The following is a 15,141-nucleotide window of genomic DNA, read 5'->3' as shown; positions in this document are numbered from 1 at the left end:
GCTCGGGGTCGCAGAGGCCGGTGGGGCCGTCGTGCTCGACGGTCTGGCGACCTCGGTCAGCGCCCTGGCCGCCGTCCGGCTCGAGCCGGCCGTCGCGGCTCACCTCGTCGCCGGTCAGCGATCCCGCGAGCGAGCCCACGCGGCGGTGCTGACGGAGCTCGGTCTCGAGCCGATCCTCGACCTCCGGATCAGGGCCGGCGAGGGGGTCGGCGCCGCCCTGGCCGCGGGAGTGCTCAAGGACGGTATGGAGCTGCGCCGCTCCGTTGCCCGCACCGTGCCCAGACATGGAAGGGTGGGCCCATGATCATCCCGCTCGGAGACCACTTCCCCCACGTCGACGCGTCGGCGTTCGTTGCTCCGACGGCACAGCTCGTCGGCGACGTGGAGCTGCAGGCTGGATCGAGCGTCTGGTACACCGCCGTGCTCCGGGCGGAGTTCGAGCCGATCGTGCTCGGTGAGCGCAGCAACCTGCAGGACGGCGTCGTGGTCCACACCGACACGGGTAAGCCGGCGCGGATCGGCTCGGGGGTCTCGGTCGGGCATCGCGCCGTCCTGCACGGGTGCACCATCGAGAACGACTGCCTCATCGGAATGGGATCGGTCGTCCTCAACGGTGCGGTCATCGGGGAGGGCAGCCTGGTCGCCGCCGGAGCGGTCGTCCAGGAGGGCGCCCTCATCCCACCGCGGTCCCTGGTGGCCGGCGTGCCGGGCAAGGTGCGGCGCGAGCTGAGCGATGAGGAGGTGGACAAGATCAGGCACAACGCCGAGATCTACGTCGACCTGTCGCGCCTGCACAGCGAGGCCACCAGCCAGCACTGACCGACGGGCTGTCGGCGCGTTTGCCCGCTGGCTCCCCCGGGCATCGTCTCGGCATGAAGGCGTCTCGGATCTCGGCGGGTCTGTCGGTGCTCGGGATGGGTGGCGTGGCCGCCTATGACCTGCTGCAGAAGAAGCACTCTCTGCTGCGCAACTTTCCGGTCATCGGCCACGGGCGGTACCTGCTCGAGAAGGTCGGGCCGGAGCTGCGGCAATACATCGTCACGAGCAACGACGAGGAGCGGCCGTTCAGCCGGGACCAGCGAGCCTGGATCTACGCGTCGTCCAAGCTCGAGAACAACTATCGGGGCTTCGGCACCGACAACGACATCGAGTACACCGAGGGCTATCCCGTCATCAAGCAGCGCACCTTCTCGACTGCGGTCCCGCCATCGGGGGCCCACTCGGGCGAGGAGGTGCGGATGCCGAGCGCGAAGGTGCTCGGCGGTCCCCGCGGTCGGGCCAAGGCGTTCCGGCCCGCGTCGATCATCAACGTCTCCGCGATGAGCTTCGGGTCCTTGTCAGGGCCGGCCATCGAAGCCATCAACAGCGGTGTCAAGCTGGTCGGCGCCATGCACAACACCGGGGAGGGCGGACTCTCCGACCATCACCGCCAGGGCGGCGACCTCATCTTCCAGATCGGCACGGCGTACTTCGGCTGTCGTGACGAGCAGGGCCGGTTCGAGCTCGCGCGGCTCATCGACCTCGTGCAGTCCGCACCGGTGAGGGCCATCGAGATCAAGCTCAGCCAGGGCGCGAAGCCGGGGCTCGGTGGCGTGCTGCCCGCTGCCAAGATCACCCCCGAGATCGCGCGGATCCGAGGGATCCCCCAGGGTGTCGACTGCGTCAGCCCCTCCCGTCACGGGGAGTTCAGCGACGTGGACTCGATGTTGGACTGGGTCGAGACGATCGGCGACGCCACCGGCCTACCCGTGGGGATCAAGTCAGCGGTCGGCCACAGCGACTTCTGGACGGAGCTGGCGCGGCAGATGGCGGACGGGTCGCGCGGCGTCGACTTCATCACCATCGACGGCGGCGAGGGTGGGACCGGTGCCGCCCCGATGGTGTTCAGCGACATGGTGTCCCTACCGTTCCGGGTCGGCTTCTCGCGCGTCTACCGGGAGTTCGCCGAGACCGGCTTGGCGGACCGGGTCACCTTCATCGGCTCCGGAAAGCTCGGCCTGACCGAGAACGCGATCGTCGCGTTCGCGCTGGGAGCCGACATGGTCAACGTCGCCCGGGAGGCGATGCTCGCGATCGGCTGCATCCAGAGCCAGAAGTGCCACACCGACCGCTGCCCCACGGGTGTCGCCACGCAAGACCCGTGGCTCGTCAGGGGCGTCGACCCCACGCTCAAGTCCGTCCGGCTCGCCAACTACATCCGCACCTGGCGCCGCGACCTCTACAAGATCACCGAGGCCGCCGGTGTGCCGCACCCGGCGCTGCTCACCGTCCACGACATCGAGATGCTCTACGGCCAGATGGATGCCCGGCCGATGGCAGACGTCTTCGGCTACCAGCCGGGCTGGGGGTTGCCGTCCCAGCGTGAGATCGACGAGCTCGCCCAGGTCATGCTCGAGACGGCGCCGCAGGGCGGGTCTGCCCCGGAATCACCGCACGCAGAAGGGGATACCTCCGCCCATCCGCGGGAGGTCCCCGGCCACTGACGCAGACCGGTCAGACCCGCGGCCCCCAGGTCGTGAGTTCGCCACCGGGCCCGCAGAGAATGATCACGCCCTTCGGGCCGCCCAGCTCCCAGGCCTCATAGTTCGGGTCCGCCCGGACGCTCAACTGGGTGTCGCCGATGTTGATGGCCAGGTCTCCGGCGGCCGACACCAGAACCGACGAGATCTGTTGGCCGATTAGGCGTTTCAGTTCCGGCGGAACATCCTCAGTCAGCTCTTCCTGTCCCTCGATGAGGACGGTGCCAACCCTCGGGTTGGTCAGGTAGGTGTCTCCGCTGAGCTGGAACTCCCAGTTCTCCTCGGTGTAGAGCAGGACCCTGAAGTCCATCCGCACCGTGAAGATCGTGTGTCCTCGGAAGTCAGGAATCATGGTCCCCATCCAATCGGTATCTCGTACGTGCCGTCCGGTCCGACCTCGATGTGAGTGTCGGGACCGTTCTTGGTCCCCGTGCGGCCATCGAGCCGAAGTGGCTGGCCGTACGAGTTGTAGAACCGGACATAGCCGCGCGGGTAGCGGCGGTCCGCGCCCATGATGCGGATCGAGTCCGCGTTCTCCGGCGCTCCTTTGGGTGCGTCGACCTTCTCCGGGGCCTGCCAGACCTCGCCCTTGCCGTTGTCGGCGACCCGGCCCTTCCAGTTGGCGCCCGCGGTATCGGGCCGCATCGAGTCGGGCAGCGGCTCGCCCGGCGTCCCCCGGCCGACAGTCGGGGCCTCGACCTCGCGGAGCAGCCGGCCGTCCTTGCGAGCGGCGTTGTCGAGAAGGTCGCCGGCACCGTGCGAGGCAGCAGCGACCCCGGTCGCCGTGACGGCGGCAGCGGCGAACTGGATCGGCACACCGGCAACCGCGCCGGCGCCGGTCGCGTCGAGCGCCGTGCCGCCCGCCATGCCGGCCCCGCCGAGAATGATCATTCCCGTGCCGAGCGCCAGGTCGACGAGGTCTTCCGGGTGCTCGACGGCCGCCTCCGCCACGTTGGCAGCGCCGTTCGCGAGTGGCACGGCGGTGTGGTTCCACGTCCAGGCCCCCGCCTCGCTCGCCTTCTCCAGTGCCGTCTGCCACCACGCCGGCTCCGGTCGGGCCACGACCCTGCCGACCGGACGCACGGACGCCAGACGGATCTGCTCGCGGGCGAGCGGTAGGCCCTGGAGGACGGCCTCGCTGGCAGCAGCCGCGGTCGGCGTGCCAGCCCCCGGTGCGGCCGACGCAGCCAACTGCGACAACGTGCGGGCACAGGCCAGTCCCGCCGCCATGAACTCGTCCATCACTCGCCCGTGGGCCCGGTGCAGGGCAGCCAGCCGGTCGACGAGCTCCTCGTCCGCCCGCTCCACCGCCAGGGCGACGGCGACCGGATCCACCGCCGCTGTCCGCGCCACGGCGACCAGCCGGGCGTGCTCCTCGCGGGCCCCGGTGGCCTGCCAGCGCAGCCGTCGCGTCTGGCGGATCGCGTGCTCGAGGGCGTCCGCGTAGCGGGTGAGCGACAGGGCCGCCCATGCGACCTGGGGCAGCACCTTCAGTGCACGCCCGGACAGTGTCGTGAGCTCCCCTTGCGCCGCGTCGGCGGCAGGTCCGGTCCAGAAGAGGGCGAGATCGACGCCAGCGTCGCCTCGCACCCCGGCCGTCGCCAGCGCACGCTCCGAGACCTCGCGACACCGCCGCGCGGCCGCACGGAGTGCCGCCGGGTCGCCCGACGGCTCGTCGAAGGCATCCGCGTGACTGTCGCGCCCTCTCATGCTTCCTCGGCCATCCGTCACGGCCTCTCGATGCCGATGCCACGCAACCCGAAGTCGGCCGCGGTCGACAGCTCCAGCTCGTGCGCGGACTGCGCGGCCCACGTGAGGCTCCGGCCAAGGCCGCCGCAGGCCGACGCGATCGTGACGAGCGCCGCCTGGTGCGCCGTGACGAACTCCTCGACCGCCACGGCGAGCGCCGGGTGGTCCCCCGCGACACCGCGCCGGGCCAGCCCGCCGGCGTGGGCGAAGGCGGTGGCGCAGTCGCGCAGTTCGGCGGCGCTGGTCCGAAGAGTCGTCCCGACTCGCTGCGCGCCCTCCGTGTCGATCGCATATGCCATGCCGACGAACCTAGGAGAACTGCTCCAAACGGCCGCAAACTTGTCCACAGGGCCCTTGCTGCGCGCCTGGCACTGGCTTCATTGCGAAGGGGGAGACCCAGAGGGAACCTCTCAGCCGCCCCACACGTACTCGACCTCGGGCCGTCCGGCCCCCGCATACCGTGAGCGCCGCGTCACGAGCCTGGCCTCGGTCAGGTGCTCGGCATACCGCCGTGCCGTCACCCGACTGACCCCGAGCCGGTCTCCCAGCTCTCGTGCCGAGAGGCCGCCCCCGCCAGCCTCACGCAACGCCCTGGAGACGCGAGCCAGGAGCTCCTCGCTCATCCCCTTGGGCAGGTGCGGCTCCGTCGAGACCCGAGCCACGGCAAACACCTCGTCGACCTCGGCCTGAGTGCCTACCTGCTCACCGGAGGTCACCTGGGTCCGATAGGCACGGTAGGCCAGCAGCCGGTCCCGGAGGGTCGCGAAGACGAAGGGCTTGAGGACGTACTGGACGATCCCGAGCGACACCGCCGAGCGCACGATCTGGAGATCGCGGGCGGAGGTGACCGCGATGACGTCGGCCCGATAGCCCGACGCCCGCATCGCCCGCACGACGTCGAGCCCGTGCCGATCAGGCAGGTTCATGTCGAGCAACACAACGTCGATCTGCTTGTCCTGCAGAGCCTTCAGCGCCGCCTGAGACGTGCCGACGGTGGCGACCACGGAGAAACCGGGCACCCGGGAGACATACGCGGTGTGCGCCTCGGCTGCGACCGGCTCGTCCTCGACGACCAGCACCATCAGAGCCTCGGCCGTCATGACGAGGCCCTCCTCGGAAGCCGCACGGTGAAGATGGCGCCCGGTGGCCCACCCACTTCGAGTGTCCCCCCGAGCCGGCTCACCGTCTGCGACACCAGGGCCAACCCGATCCCGCGTCGCCCGGCGCGCCCCGACTCCTTTGTCGTGTAACCGCGTTCGAAGGCGTCCGTGACCGCACCAGGGGTCAGACCCGGCCCGCTGTCGGAGACGGTGAGAGCGGCATACCCGTCCTGGATCCCTGAGGCGAAGGCAACCACCCGCTCTGCGTCAGTCGTCTGTTCGCCCACCGCGTCCATGGCGTTGTCGATCAGGTTGCCGACGATCGTGACGAGGTCACGCTGCGCCGCGACGCCGTGGGGCCAGTTCGACCCCGACTCGATCCGGAAGTCGATGCCCCGCTCGTGCGCTTCGGCCGCCTTGCCGAGGAGCAGCGCCGTCAGCGCCGGCTCGTCGACCGCCCCCACCACCCGGTCCGTCAGCACCTGGGACACCTCAAGCTCCTCCGTCGCGAACGCGAGTGCCCGCTCGGGGTGGCCGAGCTCGATGAGGCTGACGATCGTGTGGAGCCGGTTGGCGGCCTCGTGCGCCTGTGAGCGTAGTGCCTCGGTCAGCCCCCGCGCCGAGTCGAGCTCACCGGTCAGTGCCTCGAGGTCGGTCCGGTCCCGCAGCGTCGTGACGTGCCCGAGGAGGCGCCCCCGCCACGTCGCGGGCTCCTTGTTGAGGACCAGGACCCGTGCGGCGGTGGCGTGCAATTCGTCGGAGTGCGACCGGTCGTCGACGAGCACGCGACCCAGGTCCTCGGGCAGGCCGAGCTCCGTCACCGGACGGTCCACCGAGTCCGGCGCCAGTCCGAGCAGTCGCACCGCCTCATCGTTGATCAAGCGCAACCTCCCAGCCACGTCAGTGATGACCAAGCCCTCGGAGACGGCGTGCAGCACGGCGTCGTAGTACTCGTACATCTCACGCAGCTGTCGCTCGCCGAGCCCGTGGGTCTGTCGCCGCACCCGTCGGGAGATCAGAGCCATCCCGAGCCCGGTGAGCAGGGCCGCCGCCAGGCCAGCGAGCAGGATCGACGGCAGCTGCTCGCGCACCCGCTCACCGACCGCCGCCTTGCGGATCCCGACCGCGACGAGGGCGACCACCTGTGACGCCGCCGGCCGGGCGGTGTCTCGCACCGGCAGCACGACGCGGGTCGAGGGGCCCAGCGTCCCGGTGTAGTCCTCCACGACCCTGCCACCGGCGGCCGCCGGAGCGATGTGGCCAATGAACGTCCTGCCGATCTGCGACGGATCGGGATGGCTGTAGCGGATCCCGCGTGGGCTCATGATCACGACGAAGTCGGTCGACGACTCCCGCTGCACCCGTGACGCATAGGGCTGCAGCGTCGCAGCCGGGTCCGGCCCCTCCACCGCCCGCACCACGAGCGGGGTTGCCGCCACCGTCTCCGCGACCCCGGTCGCTCTGGCGATCGCCTCCTGATCACCCGCCCGTTGCGCCTGCAGGAACGCGCCCACGAGCCCGGCGGCCACGACGAGGATCGCGATGCCGACCTGCAGGGCGAAGGTCTGCGCCGCGACGCTCCACCGTCGGGGCGAGAACTCAATGGACACAAAGGTGACCCTAGTCACGCCGGCCGGGAGCCTCGACACACCGAGTCCACCCCCTCACCTGCCAATGGAGGCCCCCGTGAGTGACACGACCACCATCGACGCACATCTCACCCCCTCGGCCAAACGCCCCAAGCGCGACCGCACCCACTTCCTCTACATCGCCGTCGTCGCGGCGATGGTCCTCGGCGCCCTGGTCGGCTGGATCTGGCCCGACGTCGGCAAGGAGCTCAAGCCGCTCGGCACCGCCTTCGTCAACCTCATCAAGATGATGATCACGCCGATCATCTTCTGCACGATCGTCCTCGGCATCGGCTCGGTCCGGAAGGCGGCGCAGGTCGGCAAGGTCGGCGGCCTCGCCCTCGGCTACTTCCTCGTCATGTCGACGGTCGCCCTCGCGATCGGCCTCGTCGTCGGCAACATCGTCCAGCCGGGAGCCGGCCTGCACCTGACGAGCGACATCGCCGCCGCGGGCCAGAAGCAGGCGAGCGGAGGCGCCGAGAGCACCGTGGACTTCCTCCTCGGCCTCGTCCCCGACACCCTTGTCTCGGCGCTGACGTCCGGTGACGTCCTGCAGGCGCTCCTCGTCGCGCTCCTCGTCGGCTTCGCCCTGCAGAAGCTCGGCCGCGCCGGTGAGCCGATCCTCGCCGGCATCAAGCACGTCGAGCGGCTCGTCTTCCGGCTCATGGCGATGATCATGTGGATCGCCCCGATCGGCGCCTTCGGCGCCATGGCCGCCGTCGTCGGCGCGACCGGGCTCGGGGCGCTCAAGAGCCTCTTCCTGATCATGGTCGCCTTCTACGCCACCTGCGCGATCTTCGTCTTCCTTGTCCTCGGCACCGTGCTACGCGTCGTCACCGGCTTCGGGGTGTGGTCGCTGCTGCGCTACCTCGCCCGCGAGTTCCTCCTCATCCTGTCGACCTCGTCGTCCGAGTCCGCCCTGCCGCGACTCATCGCGAAGATGGAGCACCTCGGCGTCTCGCGCCCCGTTGTCGGCATCACCGTCCCGACCGGTTACTCCTTCAACCTCGACGGCACGGCGATCTACCTCACGATGGCGAGCCTCTTCATCGCCGAGGCCATGGACAAGCCCTTCAGCATCGGCCAGCAGATCGGCCTGCTCGTTTTCATGGTCATCGCCTCGAAGGGCGCGGCAGGTGTCACGGGCGCCGGCCTTGCCACCCTCGCCGGCGGTCTGCAGTCGCACCGTCCGGACCTCGTCGACGGCGTCGGCTTCATTGTCGGCATTGACCGGATGATGAGTGAAGCGCGTGCCCTGACGAACTTCGCCGGCAACGCCATCGCGACCGTCGTCATCGGCACCTGGACGGGCCAGATCGACCGGGTCCAGGCCGCGCAGGTGCTCGCCGGCGAGCGCCCCTTCGACGAGGCCATGCTGGTCGACGCCGAGCATGAGCCCGCCGCCCAGCACGAACCCGTCGCTGGGCGTGCACCGCTCCCCGTCGCCGCCCAGTAGGCCAGCGAAACAGCGTGGGCCGGCTCCCGTGTGGGGCCGGTCCACGCGCCTTTCCGCATGGTTCCCGAGCAACGAGAAGAGGTATGCCGCTGAGCTCAGTTCCGTCCCGGGCGTCCTTCCGCTCGTTCGCGGGTGGCCGGCCCCGCCCGAGGGGTATGCCGCCCAGCCGCGTCCGCATGATGGTGCCGTCCCGCACCGGTGCGCTTTGCACCGACATGTGCCGACAGGTGGCGACATGTGCTGGGACGATTCTGCCAACATCATGGGATTAGCCTGCTGCGCAAAGGGATTCGCGGCCTGAGCAGTAGGCTTCGCGGTTGGAGTACCTCCGTGCTGGCCCGGCGCCGCGCGACCAGACCCAGGTGCACCGAGCCCCTCGAGGAGCTCGGGGGGCAGGTCTTTCCATGGAGGAAGCATGAAACCCACTCGCTGGCTGCGAGCCTTGCTCGCGGCCATGCTGGCGATCGGTGCCACCGTCGCAGTTGGCGGCCTGGCACCGGCCTCCGCCCACACCTGGACTGGCCGGACGTGGACGGTGCAGGTCGGCTCGGAGTCGTCGAACCACCTCATTCAGGGCATGAACTACGGACCGTCCGACATCTGGATCGACGTCGGGGACACCGTCCACTGGAAGGCCGCCTCGATGGAGCCGCACACGGTCTCGTTCATCGACGCCGCCCACCCGCTCGGGGACTTCTTCCCCGGCACCCCGTCCTTCGGGTACATGTCCACACGCACGTGGCAGCACACGATCAGCAAGCCCGGCCAGTTCCGCAACTCGGGCATCATGGCGACGATGCCGATCGACCTGCTGCCGGCGCCGAACTACACGTCCTACAGCCTTAAGTTCACCGGGGTGGGGACGTACACGTACTACTGCTACGTCCACGGGGCCATGATGAAGGGCACCGTGCACGTGCGTGCGGCCGGCACGCCCTACCCGCACTCGCAGCGGTGGTACAACGCCCGGGCGACCCTCGAACGGGCTCTCGTCCTCCTCGACGGCAGGCTCCTCCGGCTGAAGGAGCGGCTGCTCGCCACGAACCACCACGTCTTCGTCGGTGCCGCTGACGACACCGCCCTCGTGATGGCCTTCACCCGCCCGCACGTGACCGTCCACGTGGGGCAGACCGTGACGTTCGACTGGGGCCGCAACGGCTTCCCCGTCCCGCACACCGTCACCTTCGGGCCGGACCCGGCGAACCCGCTCGCCCCGGTCGGCGACCCGCAGCACTACTCGCACGGAACGCTCAGCTCCGGGGTCCTCATCGCCCCGACGTCGACATTCAAGGTCACGTTCACCAAGGCGGGGACCTACCACTACCGCTGCCTCATCCATGACGGCATGGGGATGGTTGGCTCCGTCACCGTCGTTCGCTAGCGACTCGCTCGCTGGGCGCAGGTGAACTGCTCGAGGAGGGTCGGGTGGACCTCGGCGATGACGCCGTATGCCGTCGCCGGGGCCACGTCGATCGCCTCATAGTGCTGGCGGCCGGCTCCGGTCGTCATGACGAGGGTGGCCACTCCGGCGCGACGCTGGAAGAAGCTCTGCCGGATCGTCCATCCGACGATCCCGTCGCGCTGGAGGACCACCCGGTCGCGGTTCAGCGCGCCCGAGCGCACCACGACGTGACGACCGGTCACGCGGTGGCCGAGGGCGGCATACCGGCTGCGGGCGAGCGCCCACCCGAGCACGAGCACCAGGGCAGCGACCACGAACCACCCTGTCCACCAATCGAACCGCGCGGTCAGGGCGCTGAGTGTGACGGCGAGGGTCGCGCACGGCACGAGCGCGCGCACGTGACGCCGACGCCGAGCGGCGGCTCCGTGCGGCCGGAGGGGGTCTCGCACGGCCGCGTCGTCCTCGACGATCTGTCGCGCCAGGCCACGCACGGCTTCCACAGAGGCCGGTGGGGCGAGCACGTCGGAGCGGGCATGCGCGTCGTGGCCGAGCCCCGTCGTCACCGCCTTGAGCCGGGCTCCGCCAACGGTGCGCAGGCCAGCCGGCTCGCCGATCTCCACGCCCCGCAGCCGGTTTGCGTCGATGCTCGTCTCCCGGGTCGTCAGCAGTCCCCGACGGACGTACAGGCTGCCGAGCCGGTTGCGGGTCAGGCGGAAGCCCCAGAAGGACAGGACGTAGCCGCCGATCGCGAGGACCGAGACCGCTATGAGGACCATGAGGACGCCGGTGAGGAGGCCGCGGTCCACCGCCCACCTGTAAGCAGACACGTAGATCCGGCCACCATCCGCGAGCTGGTTCGCGAACTGCAGGCCGATGCCCAGCAGCGCTGCGGCGGAGAGGAACCCGCTCATCGTGAAGGGCGCGAAGCGAACCCAGGACGGGTCGAGGCGCAGGAGCTCCTCGTCGCTCGGCCCGGTCGCGGTGGCCACGGGCGCGGCGTTGACACCGGGCAGGGCTGCCGCGTCGCCCGAGGGTGCCACCGCCTCGCCGGTGGGAGCCGGCCACGCCGCGTCCACGGGCCGCTCCTGCGTGGGGGCGCCGGACGGACCGGCGACCGGTGCGCCCTCGGCCTCGGCCCGGTGGAGCAGCTCCGCGCGCAGCGCCCGGCCCGCGCCGAGGCTGAGGGCGTCGAGGACCAGGCGGTCGTTCGTGCCGGCGGTCGAGATCTCGACCTTGGCCAGGCCGAGAACGCGGTGCCAGACCTGGGCCGTGAGGTCGATCGTGCGCACCCTGTCGAGCCGTGCGGTCGTCGTCTGCTTCGTGATGACGCCGTGCTTGAGCTGGATCTGCTCGCCATCGATCCGGTAGCGGGTCGTGAACCAGCGCGCGACACCGTAGGCGAGCACGAGCGGAAGGGCGATCAGCTCCCAGCGCTCGGAGTCGCTCGAGCCGGCCCGGGCGAGGAAGAGGGCGAGCAGCGCCGGCAGGGCTCGGACCAGGGCCTGGAAGGGGTGGATGAGCAGCATCCGGCGGTCGAGGCGCCGCCAGTCGGAGCCGCCGGTCGGCGCCGTCACGTGGCATCTCCCGGCTCGGCCACCGCCGCCGCGGTCAGCACGTCGACGAGCTCGCGTGCCTCGGTGACGTCGAGCCCCTCGATCCGCAGCGGCCCGGCGGCGGAGGCCGTCGTGACGGTGACGGAGGCCAGCCGGAACAGCTGGGCGACGGGGCCGCGCTGCAGGTCGACGGTCTGCACCCGGCTGACCGGCGCGATCCGGCGTTCCTGGTTCAGCCAGCCGCGCTGCGTGTAGATCGCCTCGGCGGTTGCCTCCCACCGGTGCACCCGGTAGCGCCACCGCGGCATGACGATGACGTAGGCCCCGCCCAGGACGAGCCACGCAGCGGCGACGACCCAGTGCCAGAACGTGTTGCCCCGGTCGAACCACCACCACGCCACCTGCCCGGCGAGGAGGACGGCCATGCCGAGGAGCGCGTCGACGGTCCACATGGCGACGGCGCGCCGGGACACGAGGCGAGCCGGCTCACGCAGCGGCTCGTTGGCCGGCTCGAGCAGCGGCTCGCGGGGAGAGTCAGGCACCTGCACGACCCCACGGTTTCACACCGGAGTCGCGGCCCTCGGTTAGCGTCGGACCGTGACGACGAAGCCAGAGCTCAGTGAGCACGCAACCATCGCGGAACGGATCATCGGGTCGATCGTCGAGGCGACCAGCCCTGCCCTCTCACCGGACGGCAGCCAGGTCGCCTTCGTCGTCCGGTGGACCTCGTTCGAGCACAACACCCGGCTGAGCCGTGTCTGGCTCGCCCCCGTCGACGGCAGCGCCCCGCCCCGCCCGGTCTCGGGCGGCGAGCACGACTCAGCCCCGGAGTGGAGCCCGGACAGCCGGGAGCTCGCGTTCGTCTCGCGGCGAGGCGAGAAGAAGGGGGACGCGACCCTGCACGTCCTCCCGGTCGAGGGCGGCGAGACGCGCACGGTCGCGACGATGAAGGAGGCCGTCGACCAGGTCCGGTGGAGCCCCGACGGGCGCTGGCTCGGCTTCCTGTCCCGGGTGCGCGACGAGCGCTACGACGCCAAGGACGTCAGCTGGCAGCCGCCCCGCAAGATCGAGACGTTCTTCACGCGTCTCAACGATGAGGACTGGACGTTCGACCGGCCGACGCACGTGCACGTCGTGCCCGCCGACGGCACCGCTCCGCCGCGCGACCTCACCCCCGGCCGTCATGAGTACGACGGCCTGGCCTGGCTCGCCGACTCCAGCGGCGTCGTCACGTCGGGGGCCCGGCACGACACGTGGGACCTCGACCTGGCCACGGATCTGTTCGTCGTCCCCCTCGACGGCGACCCGCGTGAGCTGACCCACCAGACCGGCAACTACGGCCAGCCGCGGGTCTCACCGGACGGGACGACCGTCTCGTTCCTCGGCCAGGACGACCCGATGAGGATCGGCAACCAGCACGTCGGCGTCGTGCCCCTCGACGGTGGGGAGCACCGCTGGGTCTCCACTGGCCTGGACCGGACCTTCACTGCCACGGCTGGCACGCAGGAGCCGCACTGGCTCGACGACGGGACGCTCCTGACGACCGCCGAGGACCGCGGCGAGACGCACCTCTACCGACTGCACGCCGACGGCCGCGCCCCCGAGCGGGTCACCGACGGGCCGATCACAGTGACCGCCGTCGACGCCCGCGGCGGCTCCGTCGTCGCCTGCGTCAGCGCTGTCGACCGGCCCGCCGACCTTCATGTCGTCGAGCCCTCGGGGCGGCTGCGCCGGCTCACCTCCTTCGGCGAGCGGTACGCGGAGGTCGCGCATCCCGTCGGCTGGGAGAAGTTCACCGTCCCCACCCGGGACGGCGCGGGGGAGATCGACGCGTGGGTCATGCGGCCGGCGGACCTCGACGAGTCGGAGCGCCACCCCGTCGTCCTCAACGTCCACGGCGGTCCCTTCACGCAGTACGGCGAGACCCTCTTCGACGAGGCGCAGTACCAGGCGGCCGCCGGCTTCGTCGTGCTGATGTGCAACCCGCGGGGCGGCTCCGGGCGGGAGGACTGGTGGAGCCAGTCCATCGCCGGGCCGAAGCATCCCACGACCCCCGGCGCCGGGTGGGGGAGCGTCGACGCCGATGACGTGCTCGCCGTCGTCGATGCCGCCGTGGAGCGCTACCCGTTCTGCGACCCGGACCGGGTCGGCATGCAGGGCGGCAGCTACGGCGGCTGGATGGCGACCCACCTCGCCGGCACGACGGGCACCCGGTTCAGGGCGATCTGCAGCGAGCGGGCCGTCAACAACTTCCTCACCGAGGAGTTCACCAGCGACGTCTCCACCTCGTTCAAGGTCGAGCTCGGCGTCACCCACGTCGACGACCCGGACGCCTACGTCGCGCTGTCCCCAATCCGACACGTGCGGGCCATCGAGGTGCCGGTCCTGATCATCCACAGCGAGGAGGACTACCGCTGCCCGGTAAACCAGGCCGAGGAGCTCTTCGTCGCGATGCGGCTGCTCGGCAAGGACGTGACCTTCTACCGGTTCCCGGGGGAGAGCCACGAGCTGTCCCGCAGCGGCTCGCCAGTGCACCGGCGCCAACGCGCCGAGATCATCCTCGACTTCTTCACCGAGCACCTCACATGACGACGCCTCCACGCGAACGGGGCTGAGCGGCATACCCCTGACGTATGCCGCTCAGCCCCGTGATCGTTCAGCGTTCCGGACGCGCTCCGCGCGTCACGGCATCATCTTGTTGACGACGTCCTGGTTGTCCTTGACCCACGCGGCGATGCCGGCCTGCGGGTCCTCCTTGTGGTCCTGCAGCACGACCTTCTCGAGGTCGGCCAGCTCGGCGTCGCCGAGCTTGAAGCTCGACAGTGCCTTGGCGACCTCGGGGAAGTCGTCGCTGAAGCCCTGGCGGGCGATCGTGTGGACCTCCTCGGCGCCACCGAGTGCCTGCTTGGGGTCCTTGAGGTCCTTGATCGGGTAGGCGCTGTAGGCCCAGTGCGGGTGCCACAGCGTCACGACGATGGGCTTCTTGGCGTCGGTCGCCTTCTTCAGCGCCGCGAGCATGGCGGCGGTGGACGAGGTCTGCAGCTCGAAGTCGTCGAGGCCGTACTTCGGCATGGCGCTGTTCTTGGTCGCCTCGGTCAGGCCGGCGCCGGGGTCGATCCCGGTGATGGTGCCGTCCAGCTCCTCGGCCTTGCCCTTGAGGTCCGCGATCGAGTTCACGTCCTCCATGTAGGTCGGCACGGCGATGTTGAGCGTCGCCTGGTCATACCAGACACCGAGGTCCTCGACCTTGTTGCTGACCTTGTCCCAGTACTTCTTGTGGGTGGTGGGCAGCCACGTGTCGAAGAAGACGTCGATGTTGCTGCCCTTGCCGTTCGAGATCCCGGTGAAGATGACGCCGATGTCCATGTCGGGCACCTTGACCGTGTAGCCCTTCTGCTCGAGGACGTACTTCCACAGGTGGCTGACCACCTTGTCCTCGTCCCAGCCGGAGGCGATCGGGATCGTCAGGGTCTTCGACGCCGGCTTGTCGCCGCTCGCGTCACCGGAGCCGGAGCCGACCACCTCGCTCTTGCCGCAGGCTGCCATGAGCCCGACGGCGAGGACGGCGGTGGAGCCGGCCGCGATCGTCCGGACCAGTCGTGTGTTGCGCATGATGAGACACCTCTCGTGGGTTGCGTGCGCGACGGTCGCGCGGGAAGGTTCAGGGCGGTGCCGGTCCCGATGCCGTCCGAAGCCGGCCCCGGTGACGTGGCACCGGTCGTGCGTGCAAACGC

The 15,141-nt window shown here is 70.3% G+C and carries 14 protein-coding genes; 6 read left to right on the top strand and 8 right to left on the bottom strand.

Translation table 11 applies throughout. The features are described 5' to 3' along the window. The 3 genes from N864_RS03085 to N864_RS03075 form a co-directional block, all read left to right on the top strand. On the top strand, positions 1-304 hold a 304-nt coding region (locus N864_RS03085), incomplete at its 5' end, for a nicotinate-nucleotide--dimethylbenzimidazole phosphoribosyltransferase (RefSeq protein ID WP_034713329.1). After that, positions 301-819, top strand: coding sequence for a gamma carbonic anhydrase family protein (locus N864_RS03080; protein ID WP_034713328.1), 519 nt, complete (start codon positions 301-303; stop codon positions 817-819). The genes N864_RS03085 and N864_RS03080, both read left to right, overlap by 4 nt. A 53-nt stretch (positions 820-872) precedes the next feature. Beyond that, complete coding sequence (locus N864_RS03075) at positions 873-2,483, top strand: FMN-binding glutamate synthase family protein (protein ID WP_051518120.1); 1,611 nt, start codon at positions 873-875, stop codon at positions 2,481-2,483. 10 nt (positions 2,484-2,493) lie between these two features. On the opposite strand, the gene N864_RS23415 is transcribed toward N864_RS03075, so the two are convergent. The 5 genes from N864_RS23415 to N864_RS03050 form a co-directional block, all read right to left on the bottom strand. Further along, on the bottom strand, positions 2,494-2,829 hold the full coding sequence (locus tag N864_RS23415) for a DUF6188 family protein (RefSeq protein WP_240474192.1): 336 nt from the start codon (positions 2,827-2,829) through the stop codon (positions 2,494-2,496). A 38-nt stretch (positions 2,830-2,867) separates the two neighbouring features. Further along, complete coding sequence (locus N864_RS03065; protein ID WP_034713325.1) at positions 2,868-4,229, bottom strand: hypothetical protein; 1,362 nt, start codon at positions 4,227-4,229, stop codon at positions 2,868-2,870. A 17-nt stretch (positions 4,230-4,246) separates the two neighbouring features. After that, positions 4,247-4,567 (bottom strand): hypothetical protein, encoded by a 321-nt coding sequence (locus N864_RS03060; protein ID WP_034713323.1) that lies wholly within the window; start codon positions 4,565-4,567, stop codon positions 4,247-4,249. Positions 4,568-4,678: 111 nt separating this feature from the next. After that, positions 4,679-5,368: a response regulator gene (locus N864_RS03055; protein ID WP_034713321.1), complete on the bottom strand. Its 690-nt coding sequence runs from the start codon at positions 5,366-5,368 to the stop codon at positions 4,679-4,681. After that, a complete protein-coding gene (locus tag N864_RS03050; RefSeq protein WP_034713319.1) occupies positions 5,365-6,978 on the bottom strand; it encodes a sensor histidine kinase in 1,614 nt (537 codons plus the stop codon). Before N864_RS03050 ends, N864_RS03055 begins: the two co-directional genes overlap by 4 nt. 76 nt (positions 6,979-7,054) lie before the next feature. On the opposite strand from N864_RS03050, the gene N864_RS03045 reads away from it, so the two are divergent. Next, a complete protein-coding gene (locus tag N864_RS03045; protein WP_240474191.1) occupies positions 7,055-8,452 on the top strand; it encodes a cation:dicarboxylate symporter family transporter in 1,398 nt (465 codons plus the stop codon). Between the two features lie 415 nt (positions 8,453-8,867). After that, complete coding sequence (locus N864_RS03040) at positions 8,868-9,833, top strand: plastocyanin/azurin family copper-binding protein (protein ID WP_034713316.1); 966 nt, start codon at positions 8,868-8,870, stop codon at positions 9,831-9,833. Here the strand turns inward: N864_RS03040 and N864_RS03035 are convergent. Then, a complete protein-coding gene (locus tag N864_RS03035) occupies positions 9,830-11,428 on the bottom strand; it encodes a PH domain-containing protein (RefSeq protein ID WP_034713314.1) in 1,599 nt (532 codons plus the stop codon). The two genes, N864_RS03040 and N864_RS03035, sit on opposite strands and share 4 nt — an antisense overlap. Continuing rightward, positions 11,425-11,949 (bottom strand): PH domain-containing protein, encoded by a 525-nt coding sequence (locus tag N864_RS03030; protein ID WP_240474190.1) that lies wholly within the window; start codon positions 11,947-11,949, stop codon positions 11,425-11,427. The genes N864_RS03035 and N864_RS03030 overlap by 4 nt, the downstream gene beginning before the upstream one ends. Before the next feature lie 55 nt (positions 11,950-12,004). Between N864_RS03030 and N864_RS03025 the strand changes: the two genes are divergently transcribed. Further along, on the top strand, positions 12,005-13,996 hold the full coding sequence (locus N864_RS03025) for a S9 family peptidase (protein ID WP_051518117.1): 1,992 nt from the start codon (positions 12,005-12,007) through the stop codon (positions 13,994-13,996). Between the two features lie 93 nt (positions 13,997-14,089). On the opposite strand, the gene N864_RS03020 is transcribed toward N864_RS03025, so the two are convergent. Further along, on the bottom strand, positions 14,090-15,019 hold the full coding sequence (locus N864_RS03020) for a glycine betaine ABC transporter substrate-binding protein (RefSeq protein WP_034713311.1): 930 nt from the start codon (positions 15,017-15,019) through the stop codon (positions 14,090-14,092). Positions 15,020-15,141: the final 122 nt, after the last annotated feature.

Origin of the sequence: Intrasporangium chromatireducens Q5-1, from assembly GCF_000576575.1 — a bacterium.
Lineage (GTDB): Bacteria > Actinomycetota > Actinomycetes > Actinomycetales > Dermatophilaceae > Intrasporangium_A > Intrasporangium_A chromatireducens.
This window is presented reverse-complemented; position numbering and strand designations above follow the sequence as displayed.

Excerpts from the sequence above, each read along its gene's own strand:
- N864_RS03080 (WP_034713328.1), top strand. The coding sequence starts at position 301 with ATGATCATCCCGCTCGGAGACCACTTCCCCCACGTCGACGCGTCGGCG.
- N864_RS03075 (WP_051518120.1), top strand. The coding sequence starts at position 873 with ATGAAGGCGTCTCGGATCTCGGCGGGTCTGTCGGTGCTCGGGATGGGT.
- N864_RS23415 (WP_240474192.1), bottom strand. The coding sequence starts at position 2,829 with ATGGACTTCAGGGTCCTGCTCTACACCGAGGAGAACTGGGAGTTCCAG.
- N864_RS03065 (WP_034713325.1), bottom strand. The coding sequence starts at position 4,229 with ATGAGAGGGCGCGACAGTCACGCGGATGCCTTCGACGAGCCGTCGGGC.
- N864_RS03060 (WP_034713323.1), bottom strand. The coding sequence starts at position 4,567 with ATGGCATATGCGATCGACACGGAGGGCGCGCAGCGAGTCGGGACGACT.
- N864_RS03055 (WP_034713321.1), bottom strand. The coding sequence starts at position 5,368 with ATGACGGCCGAGGCTCTGATGGTGCTGGTCGTCGAGGACGAGCCGGTC.
- N864_RS03040 (WP_034713316.1), top strand. The coding sequence starts at position 8,868 with ATGAAACCCACTCGCTGGCTGCGAGCCTTGCTCGCGGCCATGCTGGCG.
- N864_RS03020 (WP_034713311.1), bottom strand. The coding sequence starts at position 15,019 with ATGCGCAACACACGACTGGTCCGGACGATCGCGGCCGGCTCCACCGCC.